Annotated in this window: 20 protein-coding genes and 1 riboswitch; of the genes, 3 read left to right on the top strand and 17 right to left on the bottom strand. The window is 39.5% G+C overall.

The features are described from left to right. Positions 1 to 12: 12 nt before the first annotated feature. The 11 genes from IV67_RS06955 to IV67_RS06905 form a co-directional block, all read right to left on the bottom strand. Positions 13 to 2199 carry a penicillin-binding transpeptidase domain-containing protein gene (locus IV67_RS06955; RefSeq protein ID WP_057788439.1) on the bottom strand — a complete coding sequence of 729 codons (2187 nt, stop codon included), beginning with the start codon at positions 2197 to 2199 and terminating at the stop codon, positions 13 to 15. Between the two features lies 1 nt (position 2200). Then, complete coding sequence (locus IV67_RS06950) at positions 2201 to 2575, bottom strand: septum formation initiator family protein (RefSeq protein WP_057788437.1); 375 nt, start codon at positions 2573 to 2575, stop codon at positions 2201 to 2203. Between the two features lie 22 nt (positions 2576 to 2597). Next, positions 2598 to 3542, bottom strand: coding sequence for a 16S rRNA (cytosine(1402)-N(4))-methyltransferase RsmH (gene rsmH / locus IV67_RS06945; protein ID WP_057788435.1), 945 nt, complete (start codon positions 3540 to 3542; stop codon positions 2598 to 2600). A 40-nt stretch (positions 3543 to 3582) separates the two neighbouring features. Beyond that, positions 3583 to 4017: a division/cell wall cluster transcriptional repressor MraZ gene (gene mraZ, locus IV67_RS06940; RefSeq protein WP_057788433.1), complete on the bottom strand. Its 435-nt coding sequence runs from the start codon at positions 4015 to 4017 to the stop codon at positions 3583 to 3585. 284 nt (positions 4018 to 4301) lie between these two features. Continuing rightward, positions 4302 to 4682, bottom strand: a complete 381-nt coding sequence (locus IV67_RS06935) for a hypothetical protein (RefSeq protein WP_057788431.1) — start codon at positions 4680 to 4682, stop codon at positions 4302 to 4304. 13 nt (positions 4683 to 4695) lie between these two features. Then, the gene (locus tag IV67_RS06930; protein ID WP_057788429.1) at positions 4696 to 5445 is read right to left on the bottom strand and encodes an RsmE family RNA methyltransferase; all 750 of its coding nucleotides are present in this window, start codon (positions 5443 to 5445) and stop codon (positions 4696 to 4698) included. After that, positions 5445 to 6401 (bottom strand): 50S ribosomal protein L11 methyltransferase, encoded by a 957-nt coding sequence (prmA, locus tag IV67_RS06925; RefSeq protein ID WP_057788427.1) that lies wholly within the window; start codon positions 6399 to 6401, stop codon positions 5445 to 5447. Before prmA ends, IV67_RS06930 begins: the two co-directional genes overlap by 1 nt. A gap of 111 nt (positions 6402 to 6512) precedes the next feature. Continuing rightward, positions 6513 to 7937 carry a pyruvate kinase gene (gene pyk, locus IV67_RS06920; protein ID WP_057788425.1) on the bottom strand — a complete coding sequence of 475 codons (1425 nt, stop codon included), beginning with the start codon at positions 7935 to 7937 and terminating at the stop codon, positions 6513 to 6515. A 234-nt stretch (positions 7938 to 8171) separates the two neighbouring features. After that, a complete protein-coding gene (locus IV67_RS06915) occupies positions 8172 to 9644 on the bottom strand; it encodes an amino acid permease (RefSeq protein WP_057788423.1) in 1473 nt (490 codons plus the stop codon). A 94-nt stretch (positions 9645 to 9738) separates the two neighbouring features. Then, a riboswitch (Lysine riboswitch) is annotated at positions 9739 to 9907 on the bottom strand. 49 nt (positions 9908 to 9956) lie between these two features. Continuing rightward, positions 9957 to 10349 (bottom strand): DUF1634 domain-containing protein, encoded by a 393-nt coding sequence (locus IV67_RS06910; protein ID WP_057788421.1) that lies wholly within the window; start codon positions 10347 to 10349, stop codon positions 9957 to 9959. Next, entirely contained in the window at positions 10349 to 11194 is an 846-nt protein-coding gene (locus IV67_RS06905) for a sulfite exporter TauE/SafE family protein (RefSeq protein WP_057788419.1), read from the bottom strand. The genes IV67_RS06910 and IV67_RS06905 overlap by 1 nt, the downstream gene beginning before the upstream one ends. 109 nt (positions 11195 to 11303) lie before the next feature. On the opposite strand from IV67_RS06905, the gene IV67_RS06900 reads away from it, so the two are divergent. Then, complete coding sequence (locus IV67_RS06900) at positions 11304 to 11951, top strand: hypothetical protein (protein ID WP_057788417.1); 648 nt, start codon at positions 11304 to 11306, stop codon at positions 11949 to 11951. Next, positions 11942 to 12406 carry a GNAT family N-acetyltransferase gene (locus tag IV67_RS06895; protein ID WP_057788415.1) on the top strand — a complete coding sequence of 155 codons (465 nt, stop codon included), beginning with the start codon at positions 11942 to 11944 and terminating at the stop codon, positions 12404 to 12406. Before IV67_RS06900 ends, IV67_RS06895 begins: the two co-directional genes overlap by 10 nt. Before the next feature lie 51 nt (positions 12407 to 12457). Here the strand turns inward: IV67_RS06895 and IV67_RS06890 are convergent, their stop codons facing one another. The 4 genes from IV67_RS06890 to mreD all read right to left on the bottom strand — a co-directional run bounded on the left by IV67_RS06890 (position 12458) and on the right by mreD (position 15509). Then, positions 12458 to 13279, bottom strand: a complete 822-nt coding sequence (locus IV67_RS06890; RefSeq protein WP_057788413.1) for an amino acid ABC transporter substrate-binding protein — start codon at positions 13277 to 13279, stop codon at positions 12458 to 12460. Between the two features lie 10 nt (positions 13280 to 13289). Further along, positions 13290 to 13928 carry an ATP-binding cassette domain-containing protein gene (locus IV67_RS06885; RefSeq protein ID WP_057788411.1) on the bottom strand — a complete coding sequence of 213 codons (639 nt, stop codon included), beginning with the start codon at positions 13926 to 13928 and terminating at the stop codon, positions 13290 to 13292. 9 nt (positions 13929 to 13937) lie between these two features. After that, positions 13938 to 14582 (bottom strand): amino acid ABC transporter permease, encoded by a 645-nt coding sequence (locus IV67_RS06880; protein WP_057788409.1) that lies wholly within the window; start codon positions 14580 to 14582, stop codon positions 13938 to 13940. Positions 14583 to 14897: 315 nt separating this feature from the next. Then, positions 14898 to 15509, bottom strand: coding sequence for a rod shape-determining protein MreD (gene mreD / locus IV67_RS06875; RefSeq protein WP_057788407.1), 612 nt, complete (start codon positions 15507 to 15509; stop codon positions 14898 to 14900). Between the two features lie 206 nt (positions 15510 to 15715). On the opposite strand from mreD, the gene IV67_RS06870 reads away from it, so the two are divergent. Then, entirely contained in the window at positions 15716 to 16342 is a 627-nt protein-coding gene (locus IV67_RS06870; protein WP_057788405.1) for a carbonic anhydrase family protein, read from the top strand. A gap of 38 nt (positions 16343 to 16380) precedes the next feature. Here IV67_RS06870 and mreC read toward each other — a convergent pair whose 3' ends face one another. Continuing rightward, entirely contained in the window at positions 16381 to 17232 is an 852-nt protein-coding gene (gene mreC, locus IV67_RS06865) for a rod shape-determining protein MreC (RefSeq protein ID WP_057788403.1), read from the bottom strand. Between the two features lie 94 nt (positions 17233 to 17326). Then, a complete protein-coding gene (locus IV67_RS06860; protein WP_057788401.1) occupies positions 17327 to 18340 on the bottom strand; it encodes a rod shape-determining protein in 1014 nt (337 codons plus the stop codon). Positions 18341 to 18419: the final 79 nt, after the last annotated feature.

Here is an 18419-nt window from a genome sequence, read left to right as displayed (position 1 = left end):
CATACTCCTCTACTACTTCACTTTAGGCTGTTTATAAGTAACCGTCACTTCGTGCACGCCTGTTTGTAACAGCGTGCCACCTTTAACAGATTGCTCAGCCACAAACCCATCACCATTACTATTTATTTTAATTTTAGCTAATTCAGCCCATTTCATCACATCGTTTTTTGACCAACCATGCATGTCTGGTACTTCAAGATTTTTACCTGTATTCAAAAAGACACGTTGACTATTCAAAATTTCAATATCTTTTCCAGGTGTTTGTGCTGTGATTTTATCACCGTCACCCATAATCACAGGTTCTAATGCTGCTTTTTTAACCTGATCGGCTGCATCTTTTGGCTCTTTATTCACAACATTTGGTACTTTGGTAATCTGCGCCTCACTACTTACTGACTTGTTTTCACCCTCAGCCATACTCAAAGCCTGTTGCATCACAGGTTTGAAGACTTTCGACATTTCTGTTGTTATTTCCCCTGTCGCCTTTGTAGGTTTCTTAACAACAATGTACATTATGTAGCGCGGATTTTTTGCCGGTACCATCCCCATCCAAGAATGAATTTCTTGTGAGAAATTAAAAGATGTTGAGTATCCTTCTGAAGTCGAAATTTGGGCAGTTCCAGATTTACCAGTTGTCCGAACATTTGGTAAAGCATAATCTTTTCCAAGCCCTTTTTCATCATAAACAACCGCTTCTAGCTGCTTTCGTGTCGCTTCAGCTGTTTTTTTAGAAATTGGCTTCCCAACCTTCTCAGGTTTAGCTTCATAAACAACCTTTTTGGTATTAGGGTCAATCACTTTACTAACAACATTTGGTTTAATCATTGTCCCATCGCCCGCAATCGCTGTATAAGCCTGCAGCATTTGCAACGGCGTTGTTGAAATGGCTTGACCAAAGGCAGTATTAGCCCGCTCAAATGGATACCTAAATTGCATCATGCCATCATTTTCTTCTGGCAAACCAGATTTGGTTGACTTAAGAAAACCAAAATCATGAATATATTTTTCCCATGTTTTTGAACCAATTTTACGTTCAGTTAAAGCCATGGCAACGTTTGAAGATAGTGCAATTCCTTGATTATAGGTAATCCGACCCCAACCATTACCTTGATTCCAATCAGTAATTTTCTTGCCATCAATTGTCAATGTTCCCGATTGATAGGTGTCATTTGAATTCCAGTTATCCGTATCAATCCCGGCCGCTAATGACACACCCTTCATAACAGAACCCGGTTCAAAGGCACTCGTCAATTCATTTTGCCAATAATTACCAACACCTTTTCCAGTCGAGGCATTAAAATTAGGGCGTTGTGTTGTTGCCACAATCTCCCCAGTTTTAGGATCCATCACAACGGCTAAAGCCGACTCAGGCTTCATCCTGTCATTTAATTTATCCATGCGTGATTCTAATGTTGTCTGCAACTTCGAATCAATCGTTGTATAGACATCATAACCATTTTGTGCTGGATCAGCCTTAGCTCGATTCGTATTTGTTTCATCAACAGCAGTTGTCTTAATCCCGTCTTTTCCGGTCAATTCTTTATTCCAACCAGCTTCAATACCACTAATTCCGGTAATTTCATCCAAACCTGTTTTTTCGTTCTCTTTATGATTTGTAAATCCAATCAAATTAGCAGCCATTGCACCATTTGGATAAAAACGAGCAGGACTATCTATAAAGGTGATTCCTGGAATATTCTGTTCTTTTAATTGCTTATAATCAATCACATTTAAATGTAATCCAGCTGAGCCAAATTGAACTTGTTTGCTACCGGCTTTACGGCCGTCTGCCAAAGCTTTTTTGTAAGTCTTTGGCTTCCCGCCTAATGCCTTAGCTAACTTTTGACTAACTTGATCATCTTGTGATTTTTCCACATACATTTTTTTACCATCAGCATCAACTTGCTGATCGTCTAAAATTGCGACAACGGTATAAGCAGTTGTATTCTCGGCTAAAGGCGTACCATTTGCATCAAAAATCTGCCCACGCTTCGCTTCATCAATACTTTGGCTTTGATAAATTTGTTGCGTCGCTTTATCTAACTGATGACCTTTAACTTCTTTAGTCACTGCAATTTTTGAAAAACGGGCCCCTAATATTATTAATACCATCAGCATTGACAAAATCAAAACTAAACCAGCCAAGCGACTATTTCGATCTAATTTTTGCCATATCGGCTTCCGTTTCTTTGAGGCCATTTTACTTTACATTCCTAACATTATCATTATTCATTGATAGGTCTTCTTTTTTAGCGATTGCAGCTAATTCATCTTTGGTTGTTGCTGCACCAATCTCTTGCTTTAAATCATTATTATCATTTCTAACCGTAGCCAATTCAGCTGTCACTTCGTTCAATTGACGGTCAGCTTTCGTACCTTGGTTACTCATACTAATGATTGCAAACATACCAACTAAAGCTACGCCAATCGTAAGTCCCAACATCAAGCGGTCACCCAAATTCCATTTGGTATGACCAAAGCGGCGACGCTGCACCTTTTTTTCAGGTGCAATTTGAGGCTCTAACGCCGGCTGCTTTGGTACAACTGTTTGTTCGTTGTAAGATGCATTATTCATAATAAATATCCTTTCTCAATTTTTACTTAAGTCGCTCAATAATCCTTAACTTTGCAGAATGGGCGCGATGATTATCAGCCATTTCCGATTCGCCAGGCAAGATTGGCTTACGATTAATTAACTTGAAGTCAGGTTCCATTTCTTTTGGAATAATGGGTAAACCTGACGGAATCTGTGGTAAGGCTGTTTTCTCTTTAAACATCGTTTTTACAAGTCGATCTTCAAGAGATTGAAAAGTAATCACAGCAATTCGACCATTAATACTTAGCATATCCAAAGCTTGTTGCAAAGAATCTTCAACGGCACCCAGTTCATCATTGACGGCAATTCTAATCGCTTGAAAAGTTTTCTTAGCGGGATGACCACCCTTACGACGTGCGGGTGCTGGAATTGCTGATTTGATAACCTCAACTAATTCAAAAGTCGTTTCAATTGGCGCAATCTCGCGTTGACGCTCAATTGCACGTGCAATTTGCTTAGCAAACTTTTCTTCACCATAACGTGAAAAAATACGCATCAAATCTTGAAATGACCATTCATTAACAATGATACGTGCGTTCAACGCTTGTGACTGGTTCATACGCATATCAAGCGGCGCATCATAATTATATGAAAAACCACGTTTGCCATCATCGAATTGGGGGGATGAAACCCCTAAGTCATACACAATCCCATCAATTTCATCGACACCAACTTCAGCTAATGCCGTTTGTAAATTTCTAAAATTGTCTTGGACAAGTTGAATTTTTCCAGCTTCAATTTCTGATTTTAAATGGTCTTCATTATAATTAATTGCCGTCACATCTTGATCAAAACTGTACAATTTTCCTGTTGATAGATGACTTGCCAATAATTTAGAATGTCCGCCACCACCTAAAGTCGCGTCTACATACGTACCAGTTGGGTCAATCTCTAAGCCATCAATCGCTTCATGGAGCAATACTGTAGTGTGTTCAAATTCGGTCATACGATTACTCCTTAATTTATCCATTTACCATGGTCATCCATTAGATGCCTAAGTCTTCTAAGCCGTCCGCAATGTCGTCAAAATTATCCGCAACATTATCTTCATAAGCTTGCCAGTTTTCGCTACTCCAGATTTCAAATGAATCATCACCCAATCCAAAGATAGTTGTTTCCTTTTGTAATTCAGCATATTCACATAAGGCTTTTGTTAATGTAATTCGGCCTTGCTTATCAAATTCAACCTCTTGCGCGCCACCAAGGACAAAACGCTTAAATTGTCGTGCTTTTGCATTTGTTTCAGGTAAAGCTTTTATTTTCTTTGAAAATTCTTCCCAGCCACTTTGCGTGTAGGCACGAACAGAGTGTTCCATCCATCGCGTCACAACAAAAGAGTCACCGAGTTGATTACGGAATTTAGCCGGAATAATTAAACGATTTTTTGTATCAATTGAATGTTGGTAAGTCCCCATGAACATCGTTCAAATTCCTCCTTCCGGCTAAAAACTACACAGTTAACCACTGTTCTTATAATCTAATATGTATAATTTACCACAATCCGCCACCATTCTCCACCATCCCCCACCACGTTTTCACATCAAAAAGGTGGGTATTGGAATTAAAAGCGTTGATACATAAGCTTTTTAAGTTAAAAAACTTTTTAATACCATTTTTTATTTATTTACCCCGATTCCCCACCATCATCATTAAAGCAAAAAAAAAGAGCGACTTAGCGTTTACGCTAAATCACTCATCCTTCTATTTAAATACTCTGAAAACCATTCTCAATCGGAATCTGATTTTCTAGATCTTTATCATTTTGTTGCCCAGTATAAAATGCTAACAACTCAATCACAAGATACATACCAGCTAGTGCATATCCATAAAGCGCAGGGACTAATCCAAAAGCAACGCCAATCGCAAACATGATTGGCCAGATGATAACAATCCCGATAAAAGCACCTCGGCGTCGCACATACAAGCTTAGGCCGATGCTAAACAAACTATTAACAATAAAATAAAAACCAATAATTTTTAATAAGTCAGAAAAATTAAAAAAGTCAATAACGAACGGTATACCAAAGGCGAAAATTGCCAAAACTAACCAAAATGTCCAATCTTTAAGCATTATAATATTTCGCATGTGAAACATCCTCCTACACTAATTCATTTAATTCTAACGCAAAACTCAAGGCACTTAACAAATAAAGCGGCGCAGTTTCCGCTCTTAAGATTCTGGGCCCAAGCCCCACTGGCGTGAACCCGAGTTGCTCCAAATGTGTCAATTCAGTTGCTTTCAGGCCACCTTCAGGTCCAATCAACCCCACAAAATGATCACCTGGTGTTAATTCTGAAAAGACATGTGCCAAAGCCGATTTCTCACCTTGCTTCGCACTTTCCTCCCATGCCACAACTTTTATGGCAGCTTCTGGCAGTGATAGTGCATCTAAACTCTCTGCATAGCTTAGCATTGGAATCTTTAGTCGGTGACTTTGTTCACTTGCACCTTTGGCAATTTTTTGCAAACGTGCAAGTTTCTTATCACTCTTATTCCCCCAATGCGCTACGGACCAAGCCGTTTCAACAAATATCAAATGACTCACACCTAACTCAGTTGCTTTTTGGACAACTAAGTCGGGTTTATCACCTTTGCTTAGCCCAATAATTAACGTGGTCTCAACTGGTAATTCTACCTGTGGTTGATAAGACTCCAGCACTTGCATAATAGCATTTTTATCAGTTACGTTAACAACCTTGGCTACCATAATCGTTTTGCGGTCAGGCAACACAAATTCCGCCATATCATCTTCTTTAGCTCGCAAAACCGTCACAAAATGATGGGCGACATCGTCAGGTAACTCAAAGCGATCACTTTGGGGCCGATTATCTAAAAAGTATCGTTGCATCACACTTCTCCTTCAAGCGGCTTATGTGCAATAACACCATACCATTCACCTAGTTGCATCACTTGATCAACAAACAGCGCTTGGTCTGTTAGCGCTGATTGGATTGCCGCTAATTTATCTTGATAAATACCAGACATCAAAATTTGCGTTCCTGGTTTAATGACTGCTGGCAACTGTGGAATCAATGGTAACAATACCTCAGCTAGCATATTGGCAATCACAACATCAAAATCTGCTTCCTTAACATCATTTAGCAAATCACTGACTTGTACGCGAACATCAGCAGCTACCGGGTTCAAGGCCAAATTACCTTCTGCCGACCTTACGGCAACTTCATCCACATCCGTTCCTAGCACAGATGCCGCTCCTAAATACTTCGCTGCAATACTCAAGACACCAGAACCAGTTCCAACATCTAAGACATGTTCCCCACCCCGTAAAACAAATTCTTCAGCTTCTAACATCAATTTTGTCGTCGGATGCGTACCTGTCCCAAATGCCATCCCTGGATCCAAGACAATCACATGTTCTTCAGGTGTGTCTGGGTGATACGTTTCCCATTTTGGAACAACGGTTAAGTAGCGCGTAATTCGAACCGGATGATAATATTTTTGCCATTCAGTTGCCCAATCCTCGTCTCGCACAGCGACTTGTTCAACCGTTCCAGGTTCAGCGGCCAAGCCAAATGATGCTAATGCCTGCACTCGAACACGAATCGAATCTAAAATTTCTGCAACATGCACATTTTCCGGAAAATATCCTGAAACTTTCGCTCCAGTTTTCACACCTGGCATTTGCGTCCAATCCACAGTGACAGTTTCATCAGCATATTGATAGTTATCTCGATCAGCGGCATCATCAATTTGAACACCTTCTGCTCCTGCTTCAATTAATATATTGCTAACTGCTTCAACCGCTTCATTTTGGGTTGTAACGGTAACTTCTTGCCAGCTCATTGTTCCACCTCATTACATTCGATATATTACTTACTAGAATATCATAAATTTGGTTATTTTCTAACAAAAAAAGCACATACCGTAACGGTATGTGCTTTAAATTTTAATTGATTAGTCAATCGTAACGATTGTCATCAAATTAGTTGTACCAGAAGTTGTCATTGGGATTCCAGCAGTAACAATAATCTTGTCACCCTTTTCGGCCAATCCATTTTCAACAGCTTGCTTCTTAGCCAATTCGATCATTTCGTCAGTTGTGTCAACTGGTTCAACAACAACTGGTTGAACACCCCAGTAAATTGTCAATGAACGTTGTACCATTTCATCAAAAGTCAATGCCAAGATATCAGCATCGGCACGGTACTTTGAAATCATCTTTGCTGTGTAACCAGACTTTGTTGCGGCAACAATCGCCTTAACATCATCCAAGTTGTTAGCAGCATTGGCAACTGAAGCAGCAACTGATTCAGTCACATCATTCGTTACAAAACCATCTTTATGACGGCTGTTTTCACGCAATGCAGTTTCAGCCTTTTCGTCAATACGGGCCATTGTGGCAACCGCTTCAACTGGGTATGCACCGTTAGCTGATTCACCAGAAAGCATTGTTGCGTCAGTTCCGTCAAAGACAGCGTTGGCAACGTCAGAAGCTTCGGCACGTGTTGGACGTGGGTTTTCTTGCATTGAATCAAGCATATCAGTCGCAGTAATAACAGGCTTTCCAGCCTTGTTCATCATGCGAATCAAATCCTTTTGTACCAAAGGAACGTTCTCAGGTGGAATTTCAACACCCATGTCTCCACGAGCAATCATCAAACCATCAGAAACTTCCAAGATTTCAGGGAAGTTATCGATTCCTTCTTGTGATTCAATCTTAGGGAAGATCATTACATCTTCACGGTCTGCTTCGCGAAGCAAAACGCGAATGTCTTCAACGTCTTCAGGCTTACGCACGAATGAAGCAGCGATGTATTGAATACCATTTTGCAAACCAAAACGAATATCCTCGGCATCCTTTTCAGTAATACCAGGCAAGTTGATTGAAACACCAGGTGCGTTAACACCCTTACGTGATCCCAACAAACCGTGGTTTTGTACTTCTGTTACCAATTCTTTAGTTGCATCATCTTTTTCAGTGATCAACATGTCGATTAGACCGTCATCAAACAAAATGTGTCCACCAACATGAACATCATCGTACAAACCAGGATAAGTAACAGCAATCTTTTCCTTAGTTCCTTCAATTGAATCATCCATTGAGATGCGAACAACATCACCAATGTTAAATTCAATCTTACCTGGTTCTTGAACAGTTGTACGAATTTCAGCACCCTTAGTATCCAAAAGAATACCAACAGTCTTACCTGTTTGCTTTTCAGCTTCATGAACGGCGTTCATACGTCCTAAGTGTTCTTCATGGTCTCCATGAGAGAAGTTAAAACGAGCAACGTTTGCGCCAGCTTCTAGCAAGTTCGCAATAGTCTCGACGTCTGTACTGGCAGGTCCAAGCGTTGAAACAATTTTGGTCTTTTTCATTATTGAAAAATCTCCTTTGTGTTTGATAGCAATACTTCTGTATCCAACTGTCATTGTACACTACTTTGACTTTATTTAACACAGAAATTCAGGACTTTTTAGATGTAAACGCTTCCAAAATATAGCTATAAATCAACATCTTGTATACTGCATTTAGTTGGTACATTCAATCACAAGCCCCTGTTAATCGTTCAATAAAAAAAGCATCTAATCTTTTGATTAGATGCTTTCTTATTAGTCCATTGGACGTGAGTCAGTTTTTAAATCAACTTCAGTCAAAGGACGTACTTTTGTATGATATTTAAACTTGTAATAGCAGTACAAAGCCAAGAAAATTGGAATTGCGAGATACGTTGTAATGATTGCTTGCCAATTCCAATTTGAAATTGGACCTTGGAATGATGCCAAATCTTGTCCAGCAACCACAATCACTGACATAATTAATGCCAAAATAGGCCCAACTGGGAACCACTTTGCATGATAACGTAATTCCTTAACTGTATGCCCTTGAGCTTGGAAAGCACGACGGAAACGATATGCACAAACTGCAATCCCAATCCAAGTGATAAATCCTGTTAATCCTGAAGCAGCCACTAAGTATAGATAAACATTTTTACCCACCAAGCTCGTTGCTAAGGTTAATGCACTGACAACTACAGTCACAACCAACGCACGCGTTGGAATTCCTGTCTTAGGATTAATTTGTTGGAAAAACTTAGGTGCCATCCCTTCTTCAGACATTGAATATAACATACGTGATGATGTATAAAGTCCTGAATTTGCAGAAGAAATAACTGATGTTAAAATCACGGCATTCATCACAGCCGCAGCACTAGCTAGGCCTGCACGCTCGAAGACCAACGTAAATGGTGATACGGCAATATTATCTTCACTTGCACTTAACAATGATGGATCCTTGTAATAAATAATGGCTCCAATCACAAAAATAGCACCAATATAGAAAATCAAAATACGCCAGAACACTTGATGAATGGCTGTTGGCACTGATGTTTCAGGTGTTTCTGATTCTCCAGCAGTAATCCCGATAAATTCGGTTCCTTGGAATGAGAATCCAGCAACCATCAGAACAGCTAAAATACCATTAAAGCCATTAACAAAACCATGTGAACCAACAGTTAGATTACCTGTTACATCTGGCTTATAAGTCATAATGCCAAAAATCATTGCAAAACCAACTGCTAAAAAGGCAAGCACGGCAACAACTTTAATCATTGCCATCCAAAATTCTGCTTCACCGTATGTTTTTGTTGATAACAAATTAATGAGCACAATCAACACAAGTGTTCCAAATGACCAAATCCAACTTGGCATGTGCGGGAACCAATATCCCATGACAACACCAACGGTCGCAGCTTCAACAGCCACCGTCACGGCCCAATTCAACCAAAAGTTCCAACCCATCGCAAATCCAAATGCTGGATCAACGAAACGATCAGCATAGGTTGAAAAAGAACCAGACACAGGCATGTATGTCGCCATCTCTCCTAAACTAGTCATCAAGAAGTACACCATTAATCCCATAACCGCATATGCAGTTAAGGCACCAAAAGGTCCGGCCTGGGCCACGGTTGCACCTGATGTAACGAATAACCCGGTTCCAATTGTTCCTCCCAACGCAATCATCGATAAATGACGCGTCTTAAGAGTTCGCTTCAAGCCCGTAGACTCATTTGCTTCGCTTGACATAAAATCCTCCTATTATTTTGAGGTCGCCTAAATGTGTTAAATAAAAAGACCCAGTTTACGACTATCTACGTAAACTAGGTCTGTTAATAACCAAGTATTTGATAGCGCTCCGTAATCATTCATTACGACAGTCCAGCCACTCTTAATGACTACACCAACGGTCCACTTGCCAGTATTCCATTTCGGCAACCGCCCCTTTTACTAACCGCATTACCTGCCGGTTTGGTTAGTGACTCATGTTGGTTGCAACCTCTATATTCCTTTTATGCTGTTTAATAGTTTAAGTTAATTTTGTGTTTGAGTCAAGCGGCGCTAACCGACATGATACCCATATGCAATGGCCAAGGCCAAAATAACCAGTACCAGAATGGTAATCGTCGTATACAAGTGATCATGAATTTTAGCGAAAGCCACAATCGATACAATCACACGCAAGACTGGCGTAAAGATAAGTAATAACAAACCTAACATCATCCAGCCCATTGGTTCAAAATGACCAACGGCAACCAATAATGGGCCAAGGCGCGTTGGAAAATCAGTTGGGTCACTCACTGGATGAACCAGTAACAACAGCATGCCAATTATCATAGCTGCTAAAGCGGCTAGTACACCTGCACGCATAATTTTCCCAATGACCAATTCCATTTGCGCAAGTTGTTCTTCTTCTGGGCTTTTTTGGCCTCCATTTATTTGCTTTTGATCCATTAGTTAAACACCGCCATTCCTTTCATAATCAACTGAATTGCCATAATGAAAACAACTGGAATAAAGATCTTACGAATCATTTGTGCTGGCAAATATTGCATCACATGTGAGCCAATTGTTGAACCAATCACAATTCCTAATGCCATTGGTACTGCGACCAGCGGTTGAATTGTCCCATTAAAGAAGTAAACGGTAGCTGAAGCTGCAGCTGTCACACCCATCATCAGGTTAGAGGTTGCAGATGATGCCTTCAACGGCATTTTCATCACGTCTTCCATGGCCATCACCTTAAAGGCTCCAGAACCAATCCCCAAAAGTCCAGAAGCAATTCCAGCTCCAAACATCACGGCAGCGCCACCTGGAACTTTTTCGACATTGTAATGAATGACTTCTTTAGCTTGCTTATCGTAATATTCACCATTCAAATTCAATTGGGTTGCTAGAGGATCCGTTTTGGTCAAAATTTGATCGCTTTTTGCGCCTCTAAGCTTCTTCCACATATTCCAAGCTTGAAATAGCAATAAAGCCCCAAATAGAAAGTACAACACAGTCGCGTGGAAATAACCAGCTAAAATGGCACCAGACAGTGCACCTAGGGTTGTAAAAATTTCCAAAAACATCGCCACGCGTAAATTCAATACGTCATCTTTCAAAAAGGCAATTGCCGATCCCGAACTCGTTGCAATGACTGCAATAATACTTGCACCCACGGCATATTTAATATCATAGCCCATAAAAATAGTTAGAACAGGGGTCACAATAATGCCACCACCCAGTCCCAGTATTGATCCTAGCCCCCCAGCTACAATACCAGTTAGAATCATAATCAACGTCTGTGTTACCATATGCTCACTTACTCCCTACTAAATTTTTTTAAAATAATTGCATAACAGATTATACGCTTCCATAATTAGTATACACTAGTCATATTCTTAAAAAAGTCAGGAAATTATTATGCTTATTCGTAATCATTATGCTCAAAGAATTATTTTTAGCGTAAGTGTCATTGGTTTTATCACATTATTGATTGCTTTTTTTATGCACAATCCTTTTTTATCAATGCTGGATAATTTAACAGCGCAACTCACCTTTGAGTTTCTCCCCAAAAAGTGGCATCTGCTCCTTAACAGCTTCTTTTTCTTCAGTCACGGTTTTGGTGTGTTACTCGTTATCTTCTTGCTTTGTTTTTTCTTATGGGGTTTTAAATATAAAATCCCAGCCTTTTGGATTTTGGCAACTAGCGTCATTAGTGGTATACTCGTGCACTTGTTAAATTTATTTCTCAGAACAGAAAACTTTGGTCATACCATGCAAATGCCAACATACGGTATTTTTTGGGCGACTTTACTTTATTCTTATATGGTCATTTTTGTGATCCCAGCCATTCAAAAATTCCGAAACCGATTGCTTAGTCAACTCATGCTGTTAATGAGCTGGTTCCTTATATTTATCGCAAATATTTTTCAAGATAACACGCAATTTAGTGGCATGTTGACTGGTATTTTATTCGCCCTCATTTGCTTGGAAACTTTTGAAATTCTATATGTTAAGCAAGCACCTTTTTATGCCAAAATGAATGGATTTAAAAACTCATGGTATTAACTCAAGTCCAACTCACACCCTTTACCAAAAACGATTTTGATGCCTATCAATCGCTCATGACACAGGCCCACATCCAATCAGGTCTGCAAATTAATTCTGATCATTTAGCAGATGATTTTCTTGCTGATTTGAGCCAACCTATTTTTAATCAGGTGGTCTATGAAAAACAATGTATCGGCTTTATTATTTTATACGAAGTTATCAGTAACGATGCATCAACTCACTATCAATTAGCCTTTGGTTTGGATGCCAAATTTCAACACCAAGGATATATGCTGCAAGCTTTAAGCATGCAACTCGCACACATCCAACCAGATACTGTTATCCAAGCTGAGGTGTTGCCTGAAAATCACCCCTCTTTGTCTTTACTCGCTCACTTAAACTTCACGAAATTAGGGCAAGTGCAAGATTTATTCGGTCAACAGCGATTCATTTTTGAATTCACAATCAAATAAAAAACGTGCATAAGTTTACGCCATGATTGTCGTAAAACTTATGCACGTTTTTTAGTCAACGCGGCCAAAATATTTTTTAGATAGTTTAGCTTTAGTACCATCTTGCGCTAGCTCATCTAACGTTTGATTAACTTTATTTCGTAAGGTTTTGTCTTCCTTTCGAAAGCCAACGCCATATTCATCAGGTGGAAATTCAGTTTTAACTGTTTTCAACGGTTGATTCAACTTTTCATGCGCCAAATAATAATTCGCATAATCACCATCAATTAACACGGCATCAACCCGGCCAACTTTAACATCATTGATTGCTTTATCATAAGTGTCATACTGTGCAACGTCTTTTGTTAAATATGTTTGTAGATATTGGGGTTCTTTCCGCAAACTTTCAGCCCCAGCTGACCCAGTTTGGACTGCTAGGGTCTTCCCCTTCATATCGGCTGGTTTGGTAATCGCCGCCTCCGCTTTGGTCAACAGCACAAGTCGATCAGAATGATAAGGTTCTGAAAAAGCAACCTTCTCTTTGCGTTGGTCATTAATCGTATACCCATTCCAGATAACATCAATATGGCCGGTCGCTAATTCCGTCTGATTCATTGACCAATCAATGGTTTGAAAATCCGGTTCTAGGCCCATTTTCTCAAAGGTTGCCTTAGCTAGTTCAATATCATATCCCTCTAAATTACCATGTTTATCGCGAAAAGCCATGGGGACAAATGTATCATCAATTCCCACAACAACTTTGTTTTTTTCCTGTAATTTATCCCATGAATCATGCCGTTGATTCATCCGATAGGCAATACCACCCGCTAGCATACCCAGCACTAACAACACGATAAGATTGCCTATCAGTAACTTCATTTTTTGTTTCTGCATCATTGACCTCCTAACGCTCTACGTCGGTTGCAAAGTCAAAAATACGTCCGTTTAAAGCTGCTGCAAATGGTAAATCGTGCGTTACAATCAACTGGGTGACGCCAGTATTCTGTAGTTCCTTTGTCACATCAATCACACGTTGTGTCGAGGCCTCATCTAAGCCTGACGTTGGTTCATCATATGCCAAAATACCTGGATGCATGGCTAACGCTCTCGCAATCGCAACACGTTGTTTCTGACCGCCTGACAATTGAAATGGGTATTGGTCTTGTTGCACAGTTAGATCCATTTCCATTAATAAACGTTCTGAATCAGCTTCAACTGCTGCTGGCGTGTGTTTAGCAACTAACTTAGGCGCTAATTCAATATTTTCCTTCACCGTATATTGTGGAAACAAATTAAAGTCCTGAAAAATAACGCCGACATCAGCCCCGCTTCGATTACCATCAAGTGCCAACGCTTTCCCATCTAAACTCATGGTCCCAGTATCAGCCTCAAGTAAACCGGCCAAAATTCGTAAAAAAGTCGTCTTTCCAATCCCAGATGGACCAACAATCGTCAAAATTTCTCCATCATCAATCGTTAGATTCAAATCTTTGAAAATAGTACGACCTTCATATGTTTTTGCCAAATTTTTAATTTCTAACATAAGTGTCTCCTATCGGTAATAATTCATACGCTTTTCAAGTCCACGCATGCCGTATGTCAATGTAATCGTCAAAATTAAGTAGAGTAATCCCACTAGTAAATAAGGAACTAAGGTCACATCTCTTGCTGCTGCAATATTCCCAGCTCGCATTAAGTCCCCTAATCCAATGACATAAACTAATGAAGAATCCTTAACTAAATTAATGACTTCATTACCGACTGATGGCATAACGACTTTAACAACTTGTGGAATCACAATATAACGTAAGGTTTGGATTCGATTAAAGCCTAACACCTTGGCACCATCGTATTGTCCTTGTGAAATAGATTGGAAACCGCCACGGAAAATTTCTGCAAAGTATGCCGCATAATTTAAAATGAACGTCACAACGGCTGCCTCAAATCTGGGTAGTGTGACAATATTTGCCAGACTTAATCCGTAATAAACAAACACGATTTGCAGAAGTAATGGTGTTCCACGCATCACTGTGATGTATGCATTTGTCACCGCACGCAAAACCACTAATTTTGATTTCATTGCAACGGCCACCAACATACCTAAAGGCACCGCCCCAAGGAGCGTTAAACTAAAAACACCTAGCGTCATTTTCAAACCATTTAAAAGGCTTGGTAAAATTTCTAACATATATTGCATCTATTTCCTCCAATATAACTAAAAAAATCGCCCTCAAGTAAACACTATCTGTTTACTTGAGGGCGATTAATCGCGGTCCCACCTCATTAATTATCGACTATTACTAATCAATACTCATGTACCAATCTTGGTATCGTCGATACCGGGGACAAGCCGAACATTTCTGTTAACAATCACAAATGTGGTTCACCTCAAACTAACACTGTTTTCCAACTTCAGCACAGCTCTCTTTAGATAGTTAATCGGTTACTCGTTTGCTCAAATTTTTATTATTAATGTGAAATTAACTTTAAATGAAAAACTCTGAATTGTCAACTAATAATTACGTGAACGTGTTCGTAGTGGAATTCCTGAATTAAAATCACGTTGATCCGTATTATAACTTGATATATCCGGCTGTTTTGTCATTTGATACAAATACGTAAATGGTGTATACAAAACAATAAAGAAGATTAAATTCAAAACAATCGTTGGGAACAAATGGAAGACGATAAAACCAAACAAATTCATATTCGCTAAATTAATCAAGCCAAATGCAAAATAGTCATAAATCAAAAAGATACACATTGATAAGAACCAAGTCAACATTGACCAGCTCATACTTGTTTGGAAATAGCGTTGAATCACACCAGCAACCCAAACGACCAAAGGAAAGCCGACTGTCGCAATTCCAATAATACCAACATAGAATGTGTCAAATAACACACCACCTAACACTGCTGTCCCATATAACCAGCGATTACCAATTTGACTATCTGTACCAGATAAAATCGGCATTAAAATTGCTAAAATACTTAAATATGGGCTAGCTGACATGGGCATTTTAAATAGAACGCCAGAAAATTGTTGGGCCAGTCCGCCATCTAAAAATATAGCTAAAATGACTAATATCGCATGTAGCCAAGTCGTTCGAATATATTTCAACATATGAATTCTCTCTCCATTATAAAGTACCTTGTAATTACAAGAATAGCTCGCAACTATAGTTACGTCAATCAAAAATCGGTCAATTTAAAAAACTCCAATTAAATGCCTCTTTTTTAAATGCGTATTTTTTTTAATTTTATCAAAAAAGTATTTTGACAACCTTTAAATTCCTTGCTAATCTGTCATATAACCAAGGAGGAAAGTTGATGAAACACTTAAATTATGAACATCAAAATGACTGGGATTTTGTGAGTGGCCAACAACAATCACCGATCGCATTAACACATAAACAGGCGACGATTGATCCCAATTTAGATAACATCACTTTGTCCTATGAAAATAAAATTGCGTATGTACGAGATACAGGCGCCAGTATTGAATTTGGTTTAACCGGAACCGCCCAGCTAAACCACCGGACCTTCAATGCTGTTCAGGCCCATATTCACACACCTGGTGAACATACCATTGATGGTCAGCAATCAATTGCTGAGCTTCACCTTGTCCACCAATCAGTCTCAGGCCAACTTGCTGTTGTTGCCGTTCCTATTAATCTAGGTTCTGCCAATCCAGCATTATCAATCATTTTAGACCATTTACCAACTACCGAAAGTTTTACGATTCCCTTACCTGAATTAATGGATACGCCCCTAAACTACTTAAATTATATTGGGTCGCTTACAACACCACCACTGACAGAAAATGTTGAATGGTATGTTATTGATAATTCTGCAACGATTAGTACAGAGCAGTTGGATTTCTTACATCAGTTCTACAATGGCAATAATCGCGCCTTGCAACCAAGCAACAATCGTCCAATTCAATATCACTGTTAAAAAATAAGCGTCTTGAACAATGTTCAAGACGCTTATTTTTATACATCCGGAATCGCCACACTAACAACAGGAATATTGTTATAGTCAACGGCCGGCGTAATACTGATTGTTCGTGTAATCCCATGGTCAGAATCCGTTACTTCTGCAACTTTTCCAACGTACAAGCCGGCTGGTGTTACACCACCAAGTCCGCTCGTTGTTACAGGATCACCTTTTTTAACCTTTACATCAGATGTGACTTTACTCATCACAATCTGATTCTTTGTTTGATCAAACTTAGACACAATCCCATCGACTGTTTGATCTGAATCATTCGTCACACGAATGGCAAAACGATCAGCAGTCTGACTATTGTCTGACAATAATTCAACTTTCGCACTCGTTGTATTTACTTCTGAAATACGACCAATCATGCCACCTGCGCCCATGACAGACATATTCTTCTTTAATCCGGCATTTGAACCACGATTAATAATTAATTGTGATTGCCAATTACTTGGTGAACGTGAAATAACAGCTGCGTTTACCAAACGATAATCAGTCAATGTCTTATCAACCTTTAGTTGATCCTTTAAAGCCTTATTTTCATTTTGCTCAGCTTGTAACTGAACTTGAACAGCCGCCAATTCATCAACTTTTTTGTTCAAACGCTCGTTTTCTTCATAAACGTCAAACATTTGCGTCACTGCATTATATGAATCTCCAACTGCTTTAACAGGTGAAGTCACTAATTCAGATACCCAAGTCGAGACGTCAGAAGCAATTCGAAATGGTAACGCTGGTGTTTCTTGGGAGTTACGTGCACGTGAACTAAAGGTAATCAAACCTACAGTTACAATAACAATCACGACTAACACAACTAACCGTCGAGACGTTAGTAATTTTTTCATTGTGCAGAATCCTTTCTTAATTGCTTCAACTCAATCAATGCTTTCCTAATAAAGAACGCCTCACCGAAATTGGCGTGGCGTCAATCATCAGACCTTAATTATTCTTCAACACATCGATTGACTTTAGCGCTTCACCAGTCCCAAGCGCAACTGAGTCCAATGGTTCAGGAGCAATGAAAACTGGAACCTTAGTTGATTCAGCAATAACAGTATCAATGTTCTTCAACATTGCACCACCACCAGTCAATACAATTCCATGATCAATAACATCGGCTGCAATTTCAGGAGACGTCTCTTCAAGTGTTTCCTTGATTGCAACAATAATATCGCTAATGACATCTTTAATGGCAATCGCAATGTCTTCAGCTGGCACTTGAATTGTCTTTGGCAATCCAGTTACCAAATCACGACCACGAGCAGTTGCATCTTCAAGTTCCTTTGCACTTTCAACATCGGCAGAACTAATTTCCATCTTCAAACGCTCAGCAGTTTGTTCACCAATCAAGACTGAATAGTTTTGACGAATATAGTTCATGATTGCTTCATCCATTGTGTCTCCCGCCATACGAATTGAACGAGACGACACAATATCACCAAGTGAAATGGTTGCAATATCAGAAGTTCCACCACCTAGGTCAGCAACCATTGATCCTGTTGGTTCATTAACAGGTAAACCAGCACCAATCGCAGCAGCAAATGGCTCTTCAAGCACATATGCATCACGAGCCCCCGCAACACGGGCTGCGTCAATAACAGCGCGACGTTCAACGGCAGTAACCCCTGAAGGAACACCAATTGTTACATATGGCTTTGAACTACTTCCACGGGTATTACCTAGTGCCTTGTCTAAATAATACTTAATCATTGCAACTGTTGTTTCGTAGTCAGCAATAACCCCATCACGCATTGGGCGAATGGCTTTAATACTTACTGGTGTACGTCCAAGCATTTCTTTAGCTTCTTGTCCAACAGCAACAATTTCGTTAGTTTTAGTATTACGTGCGACAACTGAAGGTTCACGTAATACAATACCTTTCCCTTCAATATAAACTAAGGTATTGGCCGTACCTAAGTCGATTCCTACATTATGAGTTCCAAATGAAAACACGGCTTTTATCCCTTTTCTCTTAGATTTAAATTTACAAGTAAATTGTTTAATACTTCCTTACTTCTAGTACTATTAATTT

The sequence above is a fragment of the Weissella minor genome, from assembly GCF_001437425.1.
Taxonomy (GTDB): Bacteria; Bacillota; Bacilli; order Lactobacillales; family Lactobacillaceae; genus Weissella; species Weissella minor.
This window is presented reverse-complemented; position numbering and strand designations above follow the sequence as displayed.